Annotated in this window: 18 protein-coding genes; 8 read left to right on the top strand and 10 right to left on the bottom strand. The window is 70.2% G+C overall.

The genetic code is table 11. The features are described 5' to 3' along the window. Positions 1 to 45: 45 nt before the first annotated feature. A complete protein-coding gene (aptA, locus tag EOE66_RS09685; RefSeq protein ID WP_245479019.1) occupies positions 46 to 1,398 on the bottom strand; it encodes an omega-aminotransferase AptA in 1,353 nt (450 codons plus the stop codon). A 71-nt stretch (positions 1,399 to 1,469) separates the two neighbouring features. Beyond that, positions 1,470 to 2,408, bottom strand: a complete 939-nt coding sequence (locus EOE66_RS09680) for an agmatinase (protein ID WP_128228492.1) — start codon at positions 2,406 to 2,408, stop codon at positions 1,470 to 1,472. Positions 2,409 to 2,512: 104 nt separating this feature from the next. On the opposite strand from EOE66_RS09680, the gene EOE66_RS09675 reads away from it, so the two are divergent. Then, positions 2,513 to 3,229, top strand: coding sequence for a type 1 glutamine amidotransferase (locus tag EOE66_RS09675; RefSeq protein WP_245478978.1), 717 nt, complete (start codon positions 2,513 to 2,515; stop codon positions 3,227 to 3,229). Positions 3,230 to 3,543: 314 nt separating this feature from the next. Continuing rightward, positions 3,544 to 4,842: an isocitrate lyase gene (gene aceA / locus EOE66_RS09670; protein ID WP_128228491.1), complete on the top strand. Its 1,299-nt coding sequence runs from the start codon at positions 3,544 to 3,546 to the stop codon at positions 4,840 to 4,842. A gap of 48 nt (positions 4,843 to 4,890) precedes the next feature. Here aceA and EOE66_RS09665 read toward each other — a convergent pair whose 3' ends face one another. The 6 genes from EOE66_RS09665 to gbd form a co-directional block, all read right to left on the bottom strand. After that, positions 4,891 to 6,018, bottom strand: coding sequence for an ABC transporter substrate-binding protein (locus EOE66_RS09665; protein WP_128228490.1), 1,128 nt, complete (start codon positions 6,016 to 6,018; stop codon positions 4,891 to 4,893). 103 nt (positions 6,019 to 6,121) lie between these two features. Next, positions 6,122 to 6,799 (bottom strand): response regulator transcription factor, encoded by a 678-nt coding sequence (locus tag EOE66_RS09660; protein ID WP_128228489.1) that lies wholly within the window; start codon positions 6,797 to 6,799, stop codon positions 6,122 to 6,124. Positions 6,800 to 7,036: 237 nt separating this feature from the next. Further along, positions 7,037 to 7,960, bottom strand: coding sequence for a hypothetical protein (locus EOE66_RS09655; protein WP_128228488.1), 924 nt, complete (start codon positions 7,958 to 7,960; stop codon positions 7,037 to 7,039). A gap of 25 nt (positions 7,961 to 7,985) precedes the next feature. Further along, positions 7,986 to 8,900, bottom strand: a complete 915-nt coding sequence (locus EOE66_RS09650; RefSeq protein ID WP_128228487.1) for an ABC transporter ATP-binding protein — start codon at positions 8,898 to 8,900, stop codon at positions 7,986 to 7,988. Then, positions 8,900 to 9,250, bottom strand: coding sequence for a GntR family transcriptional regulator (locus EOE66_RS09645; protein ID WP_128228486.1), 351 nt, complete (start codon positions 9,248 to 9,250; stop codon positions 8,900 to 8,902). The genes EOE66_RS09650 and EOE66_RS09645 overlap by 1 nt, the downstream gene beginning before the upstream one ends. 120 nt (positions 9,251 to 9,370) lie before the next feature. Next, a complete protein-coding gene (gbd, locus tag EOE66_RS09640) occupies positions 9,371 to 10,519 on the bottom strand; it encodes a 4-hydroxybutyrate dehydrogenase (RefSeq protein WP_128228485.1) in 1,149 nt (382 codons plus the stop codon). 83 nt (positions 10,520 to 10,602) lie between these two features. Here gbd and EOE66_RS09635 point away from each other — a divergent pair, with 83 nt between their 5' ends. Together EOE66_RS09635 and EOE66_RS09630 are read left to right on the top strand one after the other, a co-directional pair. Further along, the gene (locus EOE66_RS09635; protein ID WP_128228973.1) at positions 10,603 to 11,502 is read left to right on the top strand and encodes an alpha/beta hydrolase; all 900 of its coding nucleotides are present in this window, start codon (positions 10,603 to 10,605) and stop codon (positions 11,500 to 11,502) included. Between the two features lie 14 nt (positions 11,503 to 11,516). Then, the gene (locus EOE66_RS09630) at positions 11,517 to 12,374 is read left to right on the top strand and encodes a YbgC/FadM family acyl-CoA thioesterase (RefSeq protein WP_128228484.1); all 858 of its coding nucleotides are present in this window, start codon (positions 11,517 to 11,519) and stop codon (positions 12,372 to 12,374) included. Positions 12,375 to 12,383: 9 nt separating this feature from the next. Here EOE66_RS09630 and EOE66_RS09625 read toward each other — a convergent pair whose 3' ends face one another. Further along, positions 12,384 to 12,692 carry a DUF4936 family protein gene (locus EOE66_RS09625; protein ID WP_128228483.1) on the bottom strand — a complete coding sequence of 103 codons (309 nt, stop codon included), beginning with the start codon at positions 12,690 to 12,692 and terminating at the stop codon, positions 12,384 to 12,386. 4 nt (positions 12,693 to 12,696) lie between these two features. Beyond that, positions 12,697 to 13,647 (bottom strand): CAF17-like 4Fe-4S cluster assembly/insertion protein YgfZ, encoded by a 951-nt coding sequence (ygfZ, locus tag EOE66_RS09620; RefSeq protein ID WP_375137471.1) that lies wholly within the window; start codon positions 13,645 to 13,647, stop codon positions 12,697 to 12,699. A 22-nt stretch (positions 13,648 to 13,669) separates the two neighbouring features. Here ygfZ and mltG point away from each other — a divergent pair, with 22 nt between their 5' ends. The 4 genes from mltG to EOE66_RS09600 are packed head-to-tail and all read left to right on the top strand — an operon-like array spanning position 13,670 to position 16,873. Beyond that, the gene (gene mltG / locus EOE66_RS09615; RefSeq protein WP_128228482.1) at positions 13,670 to 14,686 is read left to right on the top strand and encodes an endolytic transglycosylase MltG; all 1,017 of its coding nucleotides are present in this window, start codon (positions 13,670 to 13,672) and stop codon (positions 14,684 to 14,686) included. Continuing rightward, positions 14,683 to 15,336 (top strand): dTMP kinase, encoded by a 654-nt coding sequence (tmk, locus tag EOE66_RS09610; protein WP_128228481.1) that lies wholly within the window; start codon positions 14,683 to 14,685, stop codon positions 15,334 to 15,336. The genes mltG and tmk overlap by 4 nt, the downstream gene beginning before the upstream one ends. Then, positions 15,333 to 16,460, top strand: a complete 1,128-nt coding sequence (locus EOE66_RS09605; RefSeq protein WP_128228480.1) for a DNA polymerase III delta subunit-related protein — start codon at positions 15,333 to 15,335, stop codon at positions 16,458 to 16,460. The genes tmk and EOE66_RS09605 overlap by 4 nt, the downstream gene beginning before the upstream one ends. After that, entirely contained in the window at positions 16,457 to 16,873 is a 417-nt protein-coding gene (locus tag EOE66_RS09600; RefSeq protein WP_128228479.1) for a PilZ domain-containing protein, read from the top strand. The genes EOE66_RS09605 and EOE66_RS09600 overlap by 4 nt, the downstream gene beginning before the upstream one ends.

The following is a 16,873-nucleotide window of genomic DNA, read 5'->3' as shown; positions in this document are numbered from 1 at the left end:
GACTGGCCTGCGGCGGCGCGGGCCGGGGTTCCGGGCTGCGGCGCCTCAGGCAGCGCGCCGCAGGGCCGTGCGGATGGTCTCGACGATGCGGTCGACGTGGCCGCGCTCGATGATCAGCGGCGGCGAGAGCGCGATGGTGTCACCCGTGGTGCGGATCAGCACGCCCTGCGCCCAGCAGTCGAGGAAGACCGAGAAGGCGCGCTTCGTGGGCTCGCCCGCGATGCCCTGCAACTCGATGCCGCCCACCAGCCCGTGGTTGCGCACGTCGATGACGTGCGGCTCGCCCTTGAGCGAATGCACGCCCTGCGCGAAGTAGGCCGCGATGCCATCGCCCTGCGGCCCGGCACGCGTGAGCAGGCCTTCTTCGGCGTAGGTGTCCAGCGTGCCCAGGCCGGCGGCGCAGGCCAGCGGGTGCCCCGAGTAGGTGTAGCCGTGCAGGAACTCGATCATGTGTTCCGGACCCTGCATGAAGGTCTCGTAGATCTCGTCCTTCGCGATCACCGCGCCCATGGGCACGGCGCCGTTGGTCAGGCCCTTGGCGCAGGTGATGAGGTCGGGCGTGACGCCGAAGGTCTGTGCCGCGAAGGGCGCGCCGGTGCGGCCGAAGCCGGTGATGACCTCGTCGAAGATCAGCAGGATGCCGTGCTTGGTGCACAGCTCGCGCAGCTTCTGCAGGTAGCCCATGGGTGGCACCAGCACGCCGGTGCTGCCCGCGATGGGCTCCACGATGACGGCGGCGATGTTGCTGGCATCGTGCATGGCCACCAGCTTTTCCAGATCGTCAGCGAACTCGGCGCCGTGCGCGGGCTGGCCGTTGCTGTAGGCATTGCGGGCCGGGTCGTGCGTGTGGCGCAGGTGGTCCACGCCGGCCACCGCCAGGCCGAAGTGCTTGCGGTTGCCCACCATGCCGCCCACCGAGATGCCGCCGAAGTTCACACCGTGGTAGCCGCGGTCGCGACCCAGCAGCCGCGTGCGCGTGCCTTCGCCGCGCACGCGGTGGTAGGCCAGGGCCATCTTCAGCGCGGTGTCCACGGCTTCGCTGCCGCTGTTGGCGAAGAAGACCTTGCCCATGCCCGCTGGGGCGATCTGCACGATGCGCGAGGCCAGTTCGAAGGCCTTGGGGTGTCCCATCTGGAAAGGCGGCGCGAAGTCCATGTCGGCCGCCTGCTTCTGGATGGCCGCGGTGATGCGCGGGCGGTTGTGGCCGGCGTTCACGCACCACAGGCCCGCCACCCCATCGAGCACCTCGCGGCCCTGCACGTCCCAGTAGTGCATGCCGCTGGCTCGCGCCAGCAGGCGCGGGGCTTGCTTGAACTGGCGGTTGGCCGTGAAGGGCATCCAGTAGGCGCCCAGGTCGGGCGTGGCGACGTGGGAGCCGATGGCCTCGGCGGCTTGCATCAGGGCGGGGTCGAGGGCCTTGTTCATGGCGGTCTCCAGGGCTGGGGCGGGGCGGGGAGGGTGAGGCCAGTCTAGACCAGCGGCTGCGAAGGGCGGTGCGCCAGCCGGCCGCAAAGGTAGGTCCAGACGAAGTGCGCAGCGGCCTGGCTCGTGAGTTCGGCGTGGTCGTAGGGCGGTGCCACCTCCACGCAGTCCATGCCCACGAAGGGCAGATCGGCCAGTTCTTCCAGAATGGTCAGCACCTGGTTGCTGCTCAGGCCGCCGGGCTCGGGCGTGCCGGTGCCGGGGGCGAAGGCGGGGTCGAGGCAGTCGATGTCGAGGCTCAGGTAGACGGGCGGGTTGCCATGTTCGGCCAGGCGCTGGCGGATGGCCTGCAGCACCGGGGCCAGCTGCGCCGGGCTTTCCAGCCCGCGCAGCGCACGGGCGGTGAAGATCTGGCCGCCTCGCGTGGCCACGTATTCGCGGGCCTCGCGCTCGCCGGCCGAGCGGATGCCGATCTGCGTGAAACAGGCATCGACCACCAGGCCCTCCTGCATGGCCTCGTAGACCCAGGTGCCGTGGCCGCTGGGCTCGCCGAAGTGGTCGACCCAGGTGTCGCAGTGCGCATCGAAATGGATCACCGCCAGAGGCCGGCCGAGTTGCTTGCGGTACTCGCGCAGCAAAGGCAGGGTGATGGAGTGGTCACCGCCCAGCCAGGCCATGTGGTAGCGGGCGATCAGCTGCGCGGCCAGCGGCTGCAGCGCCGCGCGCATGCCTTCCAGCGAGGTGTTGGGCAAGGGCAGGTCGCCGGCATCGCCCAGGGCTTCTACCGGGCTCAGGTCGAAGTGCGGGTGCGTGCCGTCGCACAGCATGTGGCTGGCGCTGCGGATGGCGCGCGGCCCCATGCGCGCGCCTGACCGGTTGGTGGTGCTGCCGTCCCAGGCCACGCCGGCCACGGCGTAGGGCGTGGTGGCGCCGGGCGCGCCGCATTTGAGGAAGCCGGAGTCGGAGAGAAAGGCGAAGGCGGTCATGGCGGTGGGGCAGAGGTCGGTGGGGCGCGCTGCAGGTGCCGCGCGCTGCGGGCACACTGGCGGTCCATCATAGAGAGCGCCCGACCCCGTTTCGTGGCGCCGGCATGACCATGCGCCCCGTGCTCATCCTGCAGCACCTCAACACCGACGGGCCCGCCTACCTGCAGACCTGGCTGCAGACCCAGGGGCTCGCGCACGAGGTCTACAACACCCAGGCGGGTCAGGAGTTCCCTGCATCGCTCAGCGGCTATGGCGCGCTGGCCATCCTGGGCGGCGAGATGAGTGCGAATGACGACCTGCCTTCGCTGCGCCGTGCGGAAGCCTTGTTCCTGCAGGCCGTGCAGGCTGGCGTGCCGACGCTGGGCCACTGCCTGGGCGGGCAGCTGATGGCGCGCGCGCTGGGCGCAGCCGTCACCGCCTCGCCCGCGCCCGAGATCGGCTGGCAGCCGCTGCAGGTGCACAAGGCCCCGGAGGCGCAAGCCTGGTTCGGGCCTGAAGGCGAGCGGCATGTCTACCACTGGCACAGCGAAACCTTCGGCCTGCCGCCCGGCGCGGTGTGGCTGGCGCAGAGCCCGGCTTGCCCGCACCAGGCCTTTGCGCTGGGGCCGCACCTGGCCATGCAGTTCCACGTCGAGGTGGACGAGAACAAGCTGCGCTACTGGGCGCTGGAGAACGAGGAAGCATGGTTCGAAGGCCTGCCACCCACCAGCGTGCAGCGGCCGGCCGCCATGCTGGCCGACACCGCTGAGCGCCTGCCCGTGCAGCAGGCGCTGGCGCGCCGCATCTACGCACGCTGGATGGCCTTCGCCGCGGGGCGCTGAGCGGCCGCCACGCGCTGGCGCTCACCACGCAGCCCGGTGCGGGCTGGAGTTTCCGCATCGCATCATCCTGATTTCACAATGCGGATTGCTGGCGTTTTGCAGCGCAGCAAAATTCACCATACGGAAGAAAGTCATACCGTAATACGAAATGCATCCGTAAGTCATTGATTTATAACACTTTAATCTACTGTCTTATATAAGACATAGGTCTTCACAAGCCGGCCCGGCAGGACTACGCTGAAGGTGTTGGTTCAGTGCTTCGGCACCCACTTCAGCCACCCCGAGTTCATTCACTGCCCCTTGGAGAAGACGCCATGACGACCCTCACCCGCCAGCAGCAAGTTGAAGCCCTGAAAAAAGACTGGGCCGAGAACCCCCGTTGGAAAGGCATCCAGCGCGGCTACACCGCCGAAGACGTGGTGCGCCTGCGCGGCAGCATCCAGATCGAGCACACGCTGGCCAAGCGCGGCGCAGAGAAGCTCTGGAACCTGATCAACACCGAGCCCTTCGTCAACAGCCTGGGCGCGCTCACGGGCAACCAGGCCATGCAGCAGGTCAAGGCCGGCCTGAAGGCCATCTACCTGAGCGGCTGGCAGGTGGCCGGTGACGCCAACAGCAACGGCGAGATGTACCCCGACCAGAGCCTGTACTCGGTGGACTCGGTGCCCAAGGTCGTCAAGCGCATCAACGCCACCTTCAAGCGTGCCGACGAGATCCAGTGGAGCGAAGGCAAGAACGACATCGACTACTTCGCGCCCATCGTGGCCGATGCCGAAGCGGGCTTCGGCGGCGTGCTCAACGCCTTCGAGCTGATGAAGGCCATGATCGACGCGGGCGCCGCCGGCGTGCACTTCGAAGACCAGTTGGCCGCCGCCAAGAAGTGCGGCCACATGGGTGGCAAGGTGCTGGTGCCCACCCGTGAAGCCGTGAGCAAGCTGGTGGCCGCGCGCCTGGCCGCCGACGTGATGGGCACGCCCACCATCCTGCTGGCCCGCACCGACGCCGAAGCCGGCGACCTCGTCACCACCGACGTCGACGACAACGACAAGCCCTTCTGCACCGGCGAGCGCACGGTGGAAGGCTTCTTCCGCACCCGCAACGGCCTGGAGCAGGCCATCAGCCGCGGCCTGGCCTACGCGCCCTATGCCGACCTGATCTGGTGCGAGACCGGCAAGCCCGACCTGGCCTTCGCCAAGGCCTTCGCCGACGCCATCCACGCCAAGTTCCCGGGCAAGCTGCTGGCCTACAACTGCAGCCCCAGCTTCAACTGGAAGAAGAACCTGGACGACGCCACCATCGCCAAGTTCCAGCGTGAACTCGGCGCCATGGGCTACAAGTTCCAGTTCATCACGCTGGCCGGCTTCCACAGCCTGAACTACGGCATGTTCGACCTGGCCTACGGTTATGCGCGCAACAACATGAGCGCCTTCGTCGAACTGCAGGAGAAGGAATTCGCCGCCGCCGAGCGCGGTTTCACCGCCGTGAAGCACCAGCGCGAAGTGGGCACCGGTTACTTCGACGCCGTGACCACCACCATCGAGCGCGAAGCCAGCACGGCCGCGCTGAAGGGCAGCACCGAAGACGAGCAGTTCTTCGACGCCAAGCACGGCTGAAGCAGCGTGCCTTGCGAAACGCCCGCCGGCCTGGCGGGCGTTTTTCATTCAGTACATGAAGCGCCCGTCGCGCCCGATGACGGTCAACTCCGCCAGGCGTGAGCCCTGGCGGCTGTCGCGCGGGTAGTTCAGCGTGAAGTCGCCGAGGTCGAAGCTGGCGCTGCGGTTGATGCCCTCCACCAGCCCCGCGCGGTCCACGCCCGGGCCGGCGCGGCGGATGGCCTCGTGGATGAACTTCGCTGTCACGTAACCCTGCAGCCCGGCGTGCGACACCGGCACCGCAGGCGCCTTGGCCACGGCCTCGCGGAACTCGGTCACCACGCGCACGCGGCCGGCGTAGGGGCTGGGCATCACCTGCGTGACCACCACGCCTTCGGCGGCCTTGCCCAGGTCTTGCACGAACGAAGCCGAACTCGTGTTCGACAGTGCCACGAAAGTGGGCTGGAAGCCCGCTGCACGCGCACCCTTGACGAAACCAGCCGCAGCCTTCGCGTTGCTGACCAGCAGCACCACCTGCGGGTTGACCTTGCGCAACTGTTCGATCTGCTCGGTCACGTCGGCGCTGCGGTTGTCGATGCTCGCCTGCGCCAGCAGTTCCAGTTGCGCGCCGGCCAGGGCCTGGCGCAGACCGGCCAGCACGTCCTTGCCGAAGGAATCGGTGGCCACCAGCGCTGCCACGCGTGTCAGGCCCAGGTTCTTGAAGAAGTTGACGGCACGGTTGACCTCGTCGCTGTAGCGGGCGCGGGTGTTGAACACCTCGCTGAGCTTGGGGTCGTACAGCATCGACGGCCCGACCTGCGTGCCGATGTAGGCGGCTCCGGCCTTGCGCGCCAGCGGCAGCGCGGCTTCGGACGAAGGCGTGGTGCGGTACAGCGCCAGCCCCAGCACGCCCTGGTTCAGCAGCTTCTGCGTGTTCTCGGCCGTGCGCTTGGCGTCCTGGCCGTCGTCGATCGAGATCAGCTCGATAGGCTTGCCATGCACGCCGCCCCGGGCGTTCAGGCGCTCGAAGTACAGGCGCGCCGCAGCGGTGGTTTCTGCATTCGAGGGCGCCAGCACGCCGGTCTGCGGCGCAGACTGGCCGATCAACCACGTATCGGCGGCGCGGGGGCGCACCCAGGGTGCGGAGAGCGCCACGGCGCTGGTGGAAAGCAGAATTCGGCGGCGGGTGATCGTCATGGCGCCGGATTATGAAACCTGGCCCCGAGCGCCCCTCGGGTTTACCCGCTGTTACGGCGCTGTGGCTTCGGTGGCCGCCGCATCGAACCCGCCGGCGGCGGGCTCAGACCGCCTGCAGGGGCGCGCGGAACACGTAGCCGACGCGCGACTTCGACTGCAGCGGCACCACCGCCGGCGTGGCGCGCTCGATGCGGCGGCGCAAGCGGTAGATGGTGGCGTTGAGGTTGTCGCCGTCGGGCGGCAGGCCCAGGCGTTCGCACAAGGTCTCGCGGGTGACGGGCTCACCGGCGGCCTGCACGAAGCACTCCATCACGGCCATGTCGCCCTCGCTGAGGTCGACGTGGATGCCGTCAGGCGCCACCAATTGCCGCGCGCGACGGTCCAGCTTCCAGGGCGCCACACCCGGGCTGCCCGAGGCCACGCGGCGTTGCACCGCTTCGATGGCCAGCGCCACCTGCTCGAACTGCACCGGCTTGGCCAGGAACATGTCGGCGCCGGCCGTGATGACCTGGCTGAACACATCCGAGGCCACCCGCCCCGACACCACCAGGATGCCGGCCTGCGTGCGCCGGCGCAGCAGCTTGACGAGGTCGACGCCGTCGATGCCGGGCAAGGTGAGGTCGAGCACGTAGAAGTCGTGATCGAACGCGCTGCCGTCGACGAGGAGGTCGCTGCTGTCGCCGTACACGCGCACCTGGATGCCGCGGCCTTGGAGGTACTGGGACAGGAACTCCGAGAAATCACGATCGTCTTCGACGAGGGCCAGGGTCTTGGGCAGCATGGTCTTCAAGGTCTACGGTCAACGGCTAGGCCGTCATTGGAACCCATCATGGCATGCGTTGCCGGCTTGCCAAAGCACCGCCCGGCGGGGCTTCGTGGCCGCTTGACGCATATCTGACGCGAGGGTCGCGACCGTCCGTGATTTGTGCGGAAGGCACCGCCCGCGTGCCCATTTCCGTCCCCCCGCGTGGGGACGCACCGGGGCACGCCTGTCGCGCCCCCGCGACGTGCTGCCGGCTCAACCTGCCGCACCAGCACCACGCTCGCGCCAGCGCACCAGCAGGTAGAAGCAGCCGGCAGCGAAGACCAGACCGCCGAACAGCAGCGGAGAGGGCAGATCGCGCAGGGCAGCCAGGTAGTCCTGCAGGGCCCAGGCCGGCAGCTGCTGCAGGCCCTGCGAGCCCTCGCCCGGCCCCATCTGGAAACCTTGGCCGGCGTGCACCAGGGCACCCCGGGCGCCGCGCAACAGGCCCACCGTGATGTCCGACAGGAAGGGCTGGCCGAACAGGCGGTTCAGCAGTTGGCTGCCGAGGCCGATGCCCACGCCCAGGATCACCCACGACCAGCTGCGGAACCAGGCCGAGAGCAGCACCACCAGCAGGATCAGCGGCGACAGCCACAGCACGGCCATCGGCAGGCCGGCCAGCAAGCGCGTCGTCAGTGCCGCGATGGCGGGCAGCACGTCCATCCACGGCAGCGCGAACCAGTCGGCGATGCCGACCACGCGCGCCACCAGCACCATCGACAGCAGCACGCCGCCGGCCAGGCCGGCCAGCAAGGCTGCGGCGGGCACCAGCAGCAGGTGCACGACCAGCGGCGCCGCGAGGCTGGCGCTGTGCGTGGCCGGCAGGGACAGCCAGAACTCGACCGAGCGGTCGCTGTGGTCGCGCCGTGCCATGCCGGCGACGATGATCACCGAGCTGAAGCAGGCGATGATGAAAAGCACGGCAGCGCTGCCTGCGATGGAAGCCACCGAGAGCATCGAGGCCAGTTGCAGCGGGCGCAGCTTGTCGTTGACCTGCGAGGCCTCGTCGCTGCCCAGCTGGATCTGGCCGAAAGAGAGCAGCAGCAGGGCGATGCCCAGCGGCACCCCCACCATCAGCGCCCAGCCGAAGCGGTATTGCAGCCACTCGCGCCGCAGCAAGGGAAGGAATTTGTTCATTGGGGGCCTCTTCAGCGTTCGAGGGTCAGAACTGGGTGCGGTCGAGTTCGGGCTTGCGCGTGAGCGCCACGAACAGGTCGACCAGACTGGGGCGGATGCGCTGGCCCAGGGCCTGCACGTGGGCCGGTGGCGGGCCGTCGAAGATGGCGGCGTTGCCGAACTGGCCATTGCCGCTGCCGGTGCGGTAGCGCAGCAGCGGGTGCGCGGCGGCGATCTGCTCGGCCACCGCAGCGTCGTGGCTCACGCCGACGAAGCGCTTTTCCATGTCTTCGAGGCTGATGCTGAGCACCAGCTTGCCCTCGTTGAGCATGAGCACGTCGGACAGCAGGCTCTCGATCTCTTCCACCTGGTGCGTGCTGATGAGCACGCTGCGCTCGCCGTCGCACCATTCGTCGATGAGCATCTCGTAGAAGGCCTTGCGCGAGAGCACATCCAGGCCGAGCGTGGGCTCGTCCAGGATCATCAGCTTGGCATCGATGGCCGCCACCAGCGCCAGGTGCGCCTGCACCACCATGCCCTTGGACAGCGTCTTGACCTTGTCGTTGAGGCCGACGCTGGTGCGCCGCAGCAGCGCGCGGGCCCGGTCGGCCGAGAAGCGCGGGTGCAGGCCGCTCATCAGCGAGATGAGATCGCTCACCCGCGCCCAGCGCGGCAGGATGGCCACGTCGGGGATGTAGCAGGCCTGTTCCAGCAACTGCGCACGCTGCGGCCGCGGGTTCATGCCCAGCACCGTGAGTTCACCGGCGCCCTGGCCCACGTCGACGAGGCCCACCATGGCCTTCATCAGCGACGACTTGCCCGCGCCGTTGTGGCCCAGCAGGCCGACCACGCGACCCTTGGGGATGGTGAAGCTGACGTCGTCCACCGCCAGCTTGGCGCCGTAGCGCACATTCAGATGGCTGGCCCTCACCAGCAGGTCTCGTGGTTCAGCGGCGTTCATCAACGCTCCTCCCAGTTCAGTTGTTCGGCACCGATGCCCAGGCGGCGCAGGCGTTCGCGCAGCAGCGGCCATTCGGTGTTGAGAAAGCGGTCGCGCTCGGCGGCACGCAGGCGCTCGCGGGCGCCGGCCGTCACGTACAGGCCCAGGCCGCGGCGGGCTTCGAGCAGGCCTTCTTCGTCCAGCGCCTGCAGTGCGCGGGTGACCGTCAGCGGGTTGAGCAGGTAGCGCCCGGCCAGCGCCCGCACAGAGGGCATGGGTGCACCTTCCTCGGGGTCGCCGTCGAGCAGCTGGGCCGCCAGGATGTCGGCCAGCTGCTGGTAGATCGGTTGTCTGTCGTGCCAGGTCTGCATGGGGCGCCTGCGGTGTGTTGGTGATGTAGCACACCATATCAAGGCACCCGGCGCGTCGCCCGGGGGATGCGACAGGCTGCAGAGTCCGGCGACAGGCTGCATGGCCTGCCCCTGACGCCGCTACATCGAGGCTTGCAGCATCGCCAGGTAGTCGCTGCGCGTGGCCAGGCGCGGGTTGGTCTTGTGGCAGTGGTCGGCCAGGGCGCCGTCGACGATGCGCTCGAACTGGTCTTCGGTGACACCCATGGCCCGCAGGCCGCTGGGCAGGCCCAGGCGGGCGTTGAGGGCCTTCACGGCTTCAGCCACGGCATGGCCTTCGGCATCGCAGCCAGGCAGGCCCATCGCATGTGCCATGCGCTGAAGTCGCTGCTCGCCCTGCATGCTGGGCGCCGCCGCGTTGAAGCGCAGCACCGCAGGCAGGAACATGGCATTCAAGGTGCCGTGGTGCAGCCGCGGGTTCACGCCGCCCAGGCTGTGGCTGAGCGAATGCACGCAGCCCAGGCCCTTCTGGAAGGCCATGGCGCCTTGCATGCTGGCGCTCATCATGTGCCAGCGCGCTTCGCGGTCTTGCCCGTCGCGCGTGGCGCGTTCGATGTGCGCCCAGCCGCGCGCCAGGCCGTCCAGCGCAATGCCGTCAGCCGGCGGGTTCACGGCGTGGGCCATGAAGGTTTCCATGCAATGCGCGATGGCGTCCATGCCGGTGGCCGCCGTCAGGCCCGGGGGCAGGCCCAGCGTGAGTTCGGGGTCGAGCAGCGCGGCCTTGGGCATCAGGTGCCAGCTGTGGAAGCCGAGCTTGCGGCCGTCGTCGACGATGACGATGGCGCCCCGCGCCACCTCGCTGCCCGTGCCGGCGGTGGTGGGCACGGCGATCAGCGGCGGCACGGCGGGCGTGATCTTCGGGCTGCCGCCTTCGATGGTGGCGTAGGTGGCCAGCGGCCCCGGGTGCGTGGCGGCGATGGCCACGCCCTTGGCCAGATCGATGCTGCTGCCGCCGCCCACGGCGATCAGGCCGTCGCAGCCTTCGCGGCGGTAGACATCCACCGCTTCGCGCACGGCCGCCTCGGTCGGGTTGCTGGGCGTGCCGTCGAAGACCGCGTGGGGCAGGGTGCCCAGCGCATCCAGGGCCGCCTGCAGCACGCCTGCGGCGCGCACGCCGGCATCCGTCACCACCAGAGGCCGGGCCATGCCGGTGCGCTGGCATTCCTCGGGCAAGAGGCGCACGGCGCCGTGGTCGAGGTCGATCTGCGTGAGGTAGAGGATGCGGGCCATGTGCAGCGCTGCCGAAGGCGTTGGGGGGAAGAAGGGAAAGTATGCTCCGCGCCGCCTTGAACACGAACCTGCTCACCCCCCAGATGGCCGGCCTGCTGGACCGCATCCACCGCGCCAAACGCCAGCCTTTCCACACGATGAGCCCCGTCGCGGCGCGCGCCGCTTACGACGCCGCGGCCGAGGTGCTGGATTTCCCGCGCGCCCCGCTGGCCCGCGTGCAGGCGCTGTCGCTGCCCGGCGGTGACGGCACACCGCGCCCGGCACGCCTGTATGCCGCGAGCCACGAGCCCGGCCCGGGCCTGCTCTACCTGCACGGGGGCGGCTTCGTCATCGGCAGCCTGGAGACGCACGACAGCCTGTGCCGCCAGCTCGCCCTGCGCAGCGGCCGCACCGTGGTGGCGCTGGACTACCGGCTGGCGCCCGAGCACCGCTTCCCGGCCGCCGTGGACGACGCCTGGGCCGCGCTGCAGGCGCTGAGCGCCGACCCCGCGCGCCACGGCCTGGCCGCTGCACCCCTGGCCGTGGCCGGCGACAGCGCCGGCGGCACCCTGGCCGCCGTCTGCGCGCTGCTGGCGCGCGACCACCGCCTGCCGCTGGCGCTGCAGTTGCTCATCACGCCTGGCACCACGGCGCTGGCCGACACGCCTTCGCACCACCTCTTCGCCCACGGCTTCCTGCTCGACCGCGAAGCCATCACCTGGTTCTTCGACCACTACATCGCCCGCGAACAGCGCCACGACTGGCGCTTCGCACCGCTGGAGGCCGACGTCGACGGCGTGGCGCCAGCCGCGGTGATCCTTGCCGAGTGCGACCCGCTGGTCGACGAAGGCCTGGCCTACGCCGACCGCCTTCGTGCCGCCGGCGTGCCGGTGCAACTGGAGCTGGTGCGCGGCATGACGCACGACTTCATCAAGATGGGCCGCGTGCTCAAGGAGGCCAGCGCCGCGCTGGACTTCGCCGCTGCGGTTCTGCGTGAATCCTGAAGGAGCACCGACCCATGAAACGCAGCGAATTCCGCTTCTTCGACCGCCTGCGCGTGCGCTGGGCCGAGGTCGACCTGCAGAAGATCGTCTTCAACGGCCACTACCTGATGTACGTGGACACCGCCGTCTCGGGCTACTGGCGCACGCTGGCCTTGCCCTACCACGACACCATGCACGCGCTGGGCGGCGATCTCTACGTGCGCAAGGCCACGCTCGAGTACCTGGGCTCGGCACGGTATGACGACGTGCTGCAGGTCGGTTTGCGCTGCGCGCGCATCGGCAACTCGTCGCTCAGCTTCCAGGCGGCGGTGTTCCGCGGCGAGCAGTGCCTGGTGCACGGCGAGATCGTCTACGTCTTCGCCGACCCGGCCACGCAGACCTCGCGCCCGGTGCCCGAGGCGCTGCGGCGGGTGCTCAACGGCTTTGAAGCCGGTGAGCCGGTGCTGGAGCTGCGCGTGGGCGCCTGGGCCCAGCTCGGCGCCGCCGCGCAGCAGGTGCGCCAGCCGGTCTTCGTCGACGAGCAGGGCATCGCGCCCGAGCTGGTGGTGGACGAGGCCGATGCCGAGGCCGTGCACGCCGTGGCCTTCAACCGCCTGGGCGTGCCGGTGGCCGCCGGGCGGCTGCTGCAGCCCTCACGCGGGCTGGCGCAGGTGGGCCGCATGGCGACGCTGGCCACGGTGCGGGGTGGCCAGCACGGGCGTGCCGTGCTGCAGGCGCTGATGCAGGCCGCACGCGAGCGCGGTGACGTGGCCATGGTGCTGCACGCGCAGACCACCGCCGTGGGCTTCTACGAGCGCCACGGCTTCACGCCGGAAGGCGAGGTGTTCCAGACCGCCGGCATTCCGCACCAGACGATGCGGCGGGTGCTGTGAGCGTGGCGCTCAGCCGGCGGCGCTGCCCAGCTCGATGAAAGCCTCGACATGCCGCGCCGGCTGGCCGATGCCGGCGTAGGCTGCGGCGGCCTGGGCTTCGATCAAGGCCTGCAGCGCGGGCGTGATGCCGGGCAGGGCCGCGCGGTAGGTTTCCATGAAGGTGACGCGTTCGCCGCCTTCTTCGGCACGGCGCAGCAGGCGCACCTCCAGGCCCGGCAGCTCGGTCTTCAGGCGCTGCACGAAAGCCGCCGCTGCTGACTGGGCCGCTGCGGCGTGGAGCGCCGGCACCTTCCAGTAGACGTAGATCTCGCGGGCCATGGGCTCAGCTGTCGTCGCGCGCCAGGTCGTAGGGCGGGGCACCGGGCGTCAGCTGCGGGCCGGTGGCGCTGCCGGCGTGCAGCGGCGCGCCGGCCTCGACGGCTGCGATCTTCATTTCCACCAGCGCCACGTGCTGGCCGCTCAACTGCCCAGCCAGGGCCACCATGCCGGCAGGTTGCTCGGGTTCGGTGGCGACGAAAACTTCCTGCCCCGGCTGCAGCAGCGTGTCGCCGGTCAGCACGTAGGCGCGGCGCTTCAGCGTGCCGCGGTACTGGCTGCGCGCCACCACCTCTTGCCCGGGGTAGCAGCCCTTCTTGAAGTTCACGCCGCCCACCAGTTCCAGGTTCACCATCTGCGGCACGAACTGCTCGCTGGTGGCCGCCACGATGCGCGCCACGCCACTGAGCACCTCCAGCGCCTGCCAGGTGGCGAGGTCCAGAGCCGGGGCTGCGGGAGCCGTGTCGGGGGTGCCGACCCACAGCGCTCTCGACACGGGCTGGCCTTCCACCAGCGCGGCGGGCAACTGGAGGTGTTCACCGCCCGGGCTTTCACTGCGCGTCCAGGCCGCCGCCGAGCCTGCGGCTGCGCCGGCCAGGCCCCACAGCGGCAGCTCGGCGCTGGCATCGCTGAGCTTGCACTTCGCGCGCAGAACGAACATCGACAAGCGCTTCAGCGTGGCCGGCAGCAGATCGGCGCTGCAGGCCAGCAGCACCTCTTCAGGCCCGCGGCGCCACATCACGAAGCTCGCCAGCAGCCGGCCCTTGGCCGAGCAGAAGCCGGCCAGGCGCACCTCGCTCTCCGGCAGATGTTCGACGTCTTGTGTCAGCTGTCCGTGCAGGAACTTCGCGGCGTCTGCGCCCTGGGCGCGGATCACGCCCCAGTCGCTCAGGCGCACAGCGCCCATGGGCAAGGTGGCAGGGTGGGCGACAGGCACGTTCAGGGCTTCGGCATTCATCGCTTCATTATGATCAGCGGCCATGTCGCGCCGGTCCTTGGGGTTACGCCTGTGGCTGCCCCTGCTGGGGCTGCCCTTCATTGCTGCGGCGCTGGTCGCCTTCATCGCCTGGCGCTGGCTGGACAGCCCGCTGCCGCTGGCGGCACCCACGGTCGAGCTCTCCATCGAAGCCGGCACCACGCCGCGTGCTGTGGCGCAGGCCTGGGTGGCCGCCGGGGTGCAGACCTCGCCTGACTTCCTCTTCGCCTGGTTCCGCCTGTCGGGCGAAGCGCGCCGCATCCGCGCCGGCAGCTACGAAATCGAGACCGGCACCACACCGCGCCAACTGCTGGCCAAGCTGGTGCAGGGCGATGAGACGCTCGAACAGGTGCGCATCATCGAAGGCTGGACGATGCGCCAACTGCGCACGGCACTGGCCCAGGCCCCGCACCTGAAACCCACCACCGCAGGCTGGAGCGAGGCGCAACTGATGCAGGCGTTGGGTGCACCCGGCGTGGCGGCCGAGGGGCGCTTCTTTCCCGACACCTACCGCTACAGCCGCGGCGTGAGCGACCTCACCGTGCTCAAGCGCGCCCACGCCACGCTGCAGCGCCGCCTGGCCGAGACCTGGGCGCAGCGCAGCCCCGACACCCCGCTGAAGAGCGCCGATGAACTGCTGACGCTGGCCAGCATCGTCGAGAAGGAAACCGGGCTGCCGTCTGACCGCGGCCTGGTGGCCGGCGTCTTCATCAACCGCCTGCGCATCGGCATGCCGCTGCAGACCGACCCCACGGTGATCTACGGCCTGGGCGAGGCCTTCGACGGCAACCTGCGCCGCCGCGACCTGGAAACCGACACGCCCTTCAACACCTACACGCGCCGCGGCCTGCCGCCCACGCCCATCTCGATGCCGGGCCTGGCCTCGCTGCGCGCCACGCTGAACCCGGCGCCCACGCGCGCCCTGTACTTCGTGGCGCGGGGCGACGGCAGCAGCGTCTTCAGCGAAACCCTCGCCGACCATAATCGTGCGGTGAACAAATACCAGCGCGGCCTGCCTTGAGTCCCCTCCAGCCCAGCAGCGGCCGGCCCGGGCGTTTCATCAGCTTCGAAGGCATCGACGGCGCCGGCAAGAGCTCGCACATCGAGGCCCTGGCCACCTGGCTGCGCGCGCGCGGCCACGAGGTGGTGCTGACGCGCGAGCCCGGGGGCACGCCGCTGGCCGAGCGCCTGCGTGAACTGGTGCTGCACGTGCCCATGGACCCGCTCACCGAAGCCCTGCTCGTGTTCGCGGCACGGCGCGACCACCTCGTTCAGCACATCGAGCCCGCACTGGCGCGCGGCGCCTTGGTGCTGTGCGACCGGTTCACCGACGCCAGCTTCGCCTACCAAGGCGGCGGCCGGGGTTTCGACCTGGCCGTGCTCAACCAGCTTGAACAGTGGGTGCAGAGCGGCCCCGCCGGCCTGCGCCAGCCCGACCTGACGGTGTGGTTCGAACTGCCCGCTGCCACCGCCGCCGAACGCCGCGGCGCGGCGCGGGCGCCTGACCGCTTCGAAGCCCAGGACCTGGCCTTCTTCGAACGCGTGGCCGCCGGCTATGCCGCGCGCTGCGCCGCCGACCCGGCGCGCTTCGCCCGCGTGGACGCCAGCCTGCCGCGCGAGGCCGTGTGGGCGCAGATCGAGGCGCAGGTGTCTGCGCGCCCCTGGGCATGAACGAACTGATCGTCGGCGAAGACGGCACCCTGCCGCTGCCCTGGCTGGCCGAACCGCTGGCCCAGGCGCTGAACACCCACCGCGGCCACGCGCTGCTGGTGCACGCTGCGCCCGGCGTCGGTGCGCTGGCCTTTGCCATGGTGCTGGCCCAGGCCTGGCTGTGCGAAGGCCGCGGCAGTGGCGCGCAGGCCTTGCCCCGGCCCTGCGGCCGCTGCGGCAGTTGCCGGCTGGTGCAGAGCCACCTGCACCCCGATCTGACCGTGCTGCTGCCCGAAAGCCTGCGCCGCGAACACGGCTGGCCGCTGCCCGACGACAAGACCGACGGCGACGACAGCAAGCGCAAGCCCAGCCGCCAGATCCGTATCGACGAGGTGCGGCTGCTCATCGAGCGCAGCACGCGCACCAGCGCGCGCGGCCAGGGCAAGGTGGGGCTGCTGCACCCGGCCGAGGTGCTGAACCTGCAGTCGGCCAACGCGCTGCTGAAGACGCTGGAAGAACCCGCCGCCGGCACGCGCCTGCTGCTGACCACGGCCGACCCGAGCACGCTCTTGCCCACCGTGCGCAGTCGCTGCCAGCTGCTGCGCCTGCCGGCGCCGGCACCCGCGTTGGCCGTGCAGTGGCTGCTGGCGCAAGGCGTGGCCGACGCCGATGCCGCGCAGGTGCTGCTGGCCGCCAGCGGCGGCCGTCCGCTCGACGCCCTGGCGCTGCAGCAGGCCGGCATCGACGCCCGCGCCTGGGCCGCACTGCCCGCCGCGGTGGCCGCCGGCCATGCCGGGGCGCTGGCGGGTTGGCCGATCCCGCGCGCCGTGGATGCGCTGCAGAAGCTCTGCCACGACGCGATGGCACGCGCCGCCGGCGGCCCGGCGGTCTACTTCCCGACGGCCGGCGTGCCGGCGCGTGCGGCCCTGCCGGCGCTGCAGGCCTGGGCGGCCGAGTTGCGGCGCGTGGCGCGCCACGATGAACACCCGTGGAGCGAGGCCTTGTTGATCGAGGCTCTGGTGGGGTCTGCATCCCAGGCCTTGGCGGCGCCCGTCACGGCAGCTGCAGGCCCGGGCGCACCGCGCAGCAGCACGCGGCCCGCGGCCCACGGGGCGGGGCAGGGCTTGGATACACTCAGCCCATGAACGACAGCGTCCCCACACGAGCCGGCGGCCTGGGGCCCCCTGTGGGGCCTGCGGGTGCAGCCGGTGCCGCGGCCAGCCGGCCCAGCGTCATCCAGCTCGTGTTCCGCGAAAAGGGCGCGCTGTACGCGGCCTACATCCCCGCACTCACCGACGGCGGCCTCTTCGTGCCCACCACGCGCGAGTACAAGCTCGGCGACGACATCTACCTGCTGCTCTCGCTGCCTGACGACCCGCAGCGTTTCCCGGTGGCCGGCAAGGTGGCCTGGATCACGCCGGCCAATGCCTCGGGCGGCCGCACACAAGGCGTGGGCGTGCGTTTCCCCAACGACGACAAGTCGCGCCAGCTCAAGATCAAGATCGAGGAAGTGCTGGGCACCAGCATCTCTTCTTCCAAGCCCACGCAGACGCTGTGA

This window comes from Rubrivivax rivuli (genome assembly GCF_004016505.1).
In the GTDB taxonomy this organism is placed as follows: domain Bacteria; phylum Pseudomonadota; class Gammaproteobacteria; order Burkholderiales; family Burkholderiaceae_C; genus Rubrivivax; species Rubrivivax rivuli.
The sequence above is the reverse complement of the archived record's forward strand: the minus strand, read 5'-3'. Positions and strand labels throughout refer to the sequence as shown.

Excerpts from the sequence above, each read along its gene's own strand:
- EOE66_RS09645 (WP_128228486.1), bottom strand. The coding sequence starts at position 9,250 with ATGCAGACCTGGCACGACAGACAACCGATCTACCAGCAGCTGGCCGAC.
- aceA (WP_128228491.1), top strand. The coding sequence starts at position 3,544 with ATGACGACCCTCACCCGCCAGCAGCAAGTTGAAGCCCTGAAAAAAGAC.
- EOE66_RS09630 (WP_128228484.1), top strand. The coding sequence starts at position 11,517 with ATGAAACGCAGCGAATTCCGCTTCTTCGACCGCCTGCGCGTGCGCTGG.
- ygfZ (WP_375137471.1), bottom strand. The coding sequence starts at position 13,647 with ATGAATGCCGAAGCCCTGAACGTGCCTGTCGCCCACCCTGCCACCTTG.
- EOE66_RS09660 (WP_128228489.1), bottom strand. The coding sequence starts at position 6,799 with ATGCTGCCCAAGACCCTGGCCCTCGTCGAAGACGATCGTGATTTCTCG.
- EOE66_RS09675 (WP_245478978.1), top strand. The coding sequence starts at position 2,513 with ATGACCATGCGCCCCGTGCTCATCCTGCAGCACCTCAACACCGACGGG.
- gbd (WP_128228485.1), bottom strand. The coding sequence starts at position 10,519 with ATGGCCCGCATCCTCTACCTCACGCAGATCGACCTCGACCACGGCGCC.
- EOE66_RS09655 (WP_128228488.1), bottom strand. The coding sequence starts at position 7,960 with ATGAACAAATTCCTTCCCTTGCTGCGGCGCGAGTGGCTGCAATACCGC.
- EOE66_RS09635 (WP_128228973.1), top strand. The coding sequence starts at position 10,603 with ATGGCCGGCCTGCTGGACCGCATCCACCGCGCCAAACGCCAGCCTTTC.
- EOE66_RS09625 (WP_128228483.1), bottom strand. The coding sequence starts at position 12,692 with ATGGCCCGCGAGATCTACGTCTACTGGAAGGTGCCGGCGCTCCACGCC.
- EOE66_RS09600 (WP_128228479.1), top strand. The coding sequence starts at position 16,457 with ATGAACGACAGCGTCCCCACACGAGCCGGCGGCCTGGGGCCCCCTGTG.
- EOE66_RS09605 (WP_128228480.1), top strand. The coding sequence starts at position 15,333 with ATGAACGAACTGATCGTCGGCGAAGACGGCACCCTGCCGCTGCCCTGG.
- EOE66_RS09680 (WP_128228492.1), bottom strand. The coding sequence starts at position 2,408 with ATGACCGCCTTCGCCTTTCTCTCCGACTCCGGCTTCCTCAAATGCGGC.
- EOE66_RS09665 (WP_128228490.1), bottom strand. The coding sequence starts at position 6,018 with ATGACGATCACCCGCCGCCGAATTCTGCTTTCCACCAGCGCCGTGGCG.
- aptA (WP_245479019.1), bottom strand. The coding sequence starts at position 1,398 with ATGCAAGCCGCCGAGGCCATCGGCTCCCACGTCGCCACGCCCGACCTG.
- EOE66_RS09650 (WP_128228487.1), bottom strand. The coding sequence starts at position 8,900 with ATGAACGCCGCTGAACCACGAGACCTGCTGGTGAGGGCCAGCCATCTG.
- mltG (WP_128228482.1), top strand. The coding sequence starts at position 13,670 with ATGTCGCGCCGGTCCTTGGGGTTACGCCTGTGGCTGCCCCTGCTGGGG.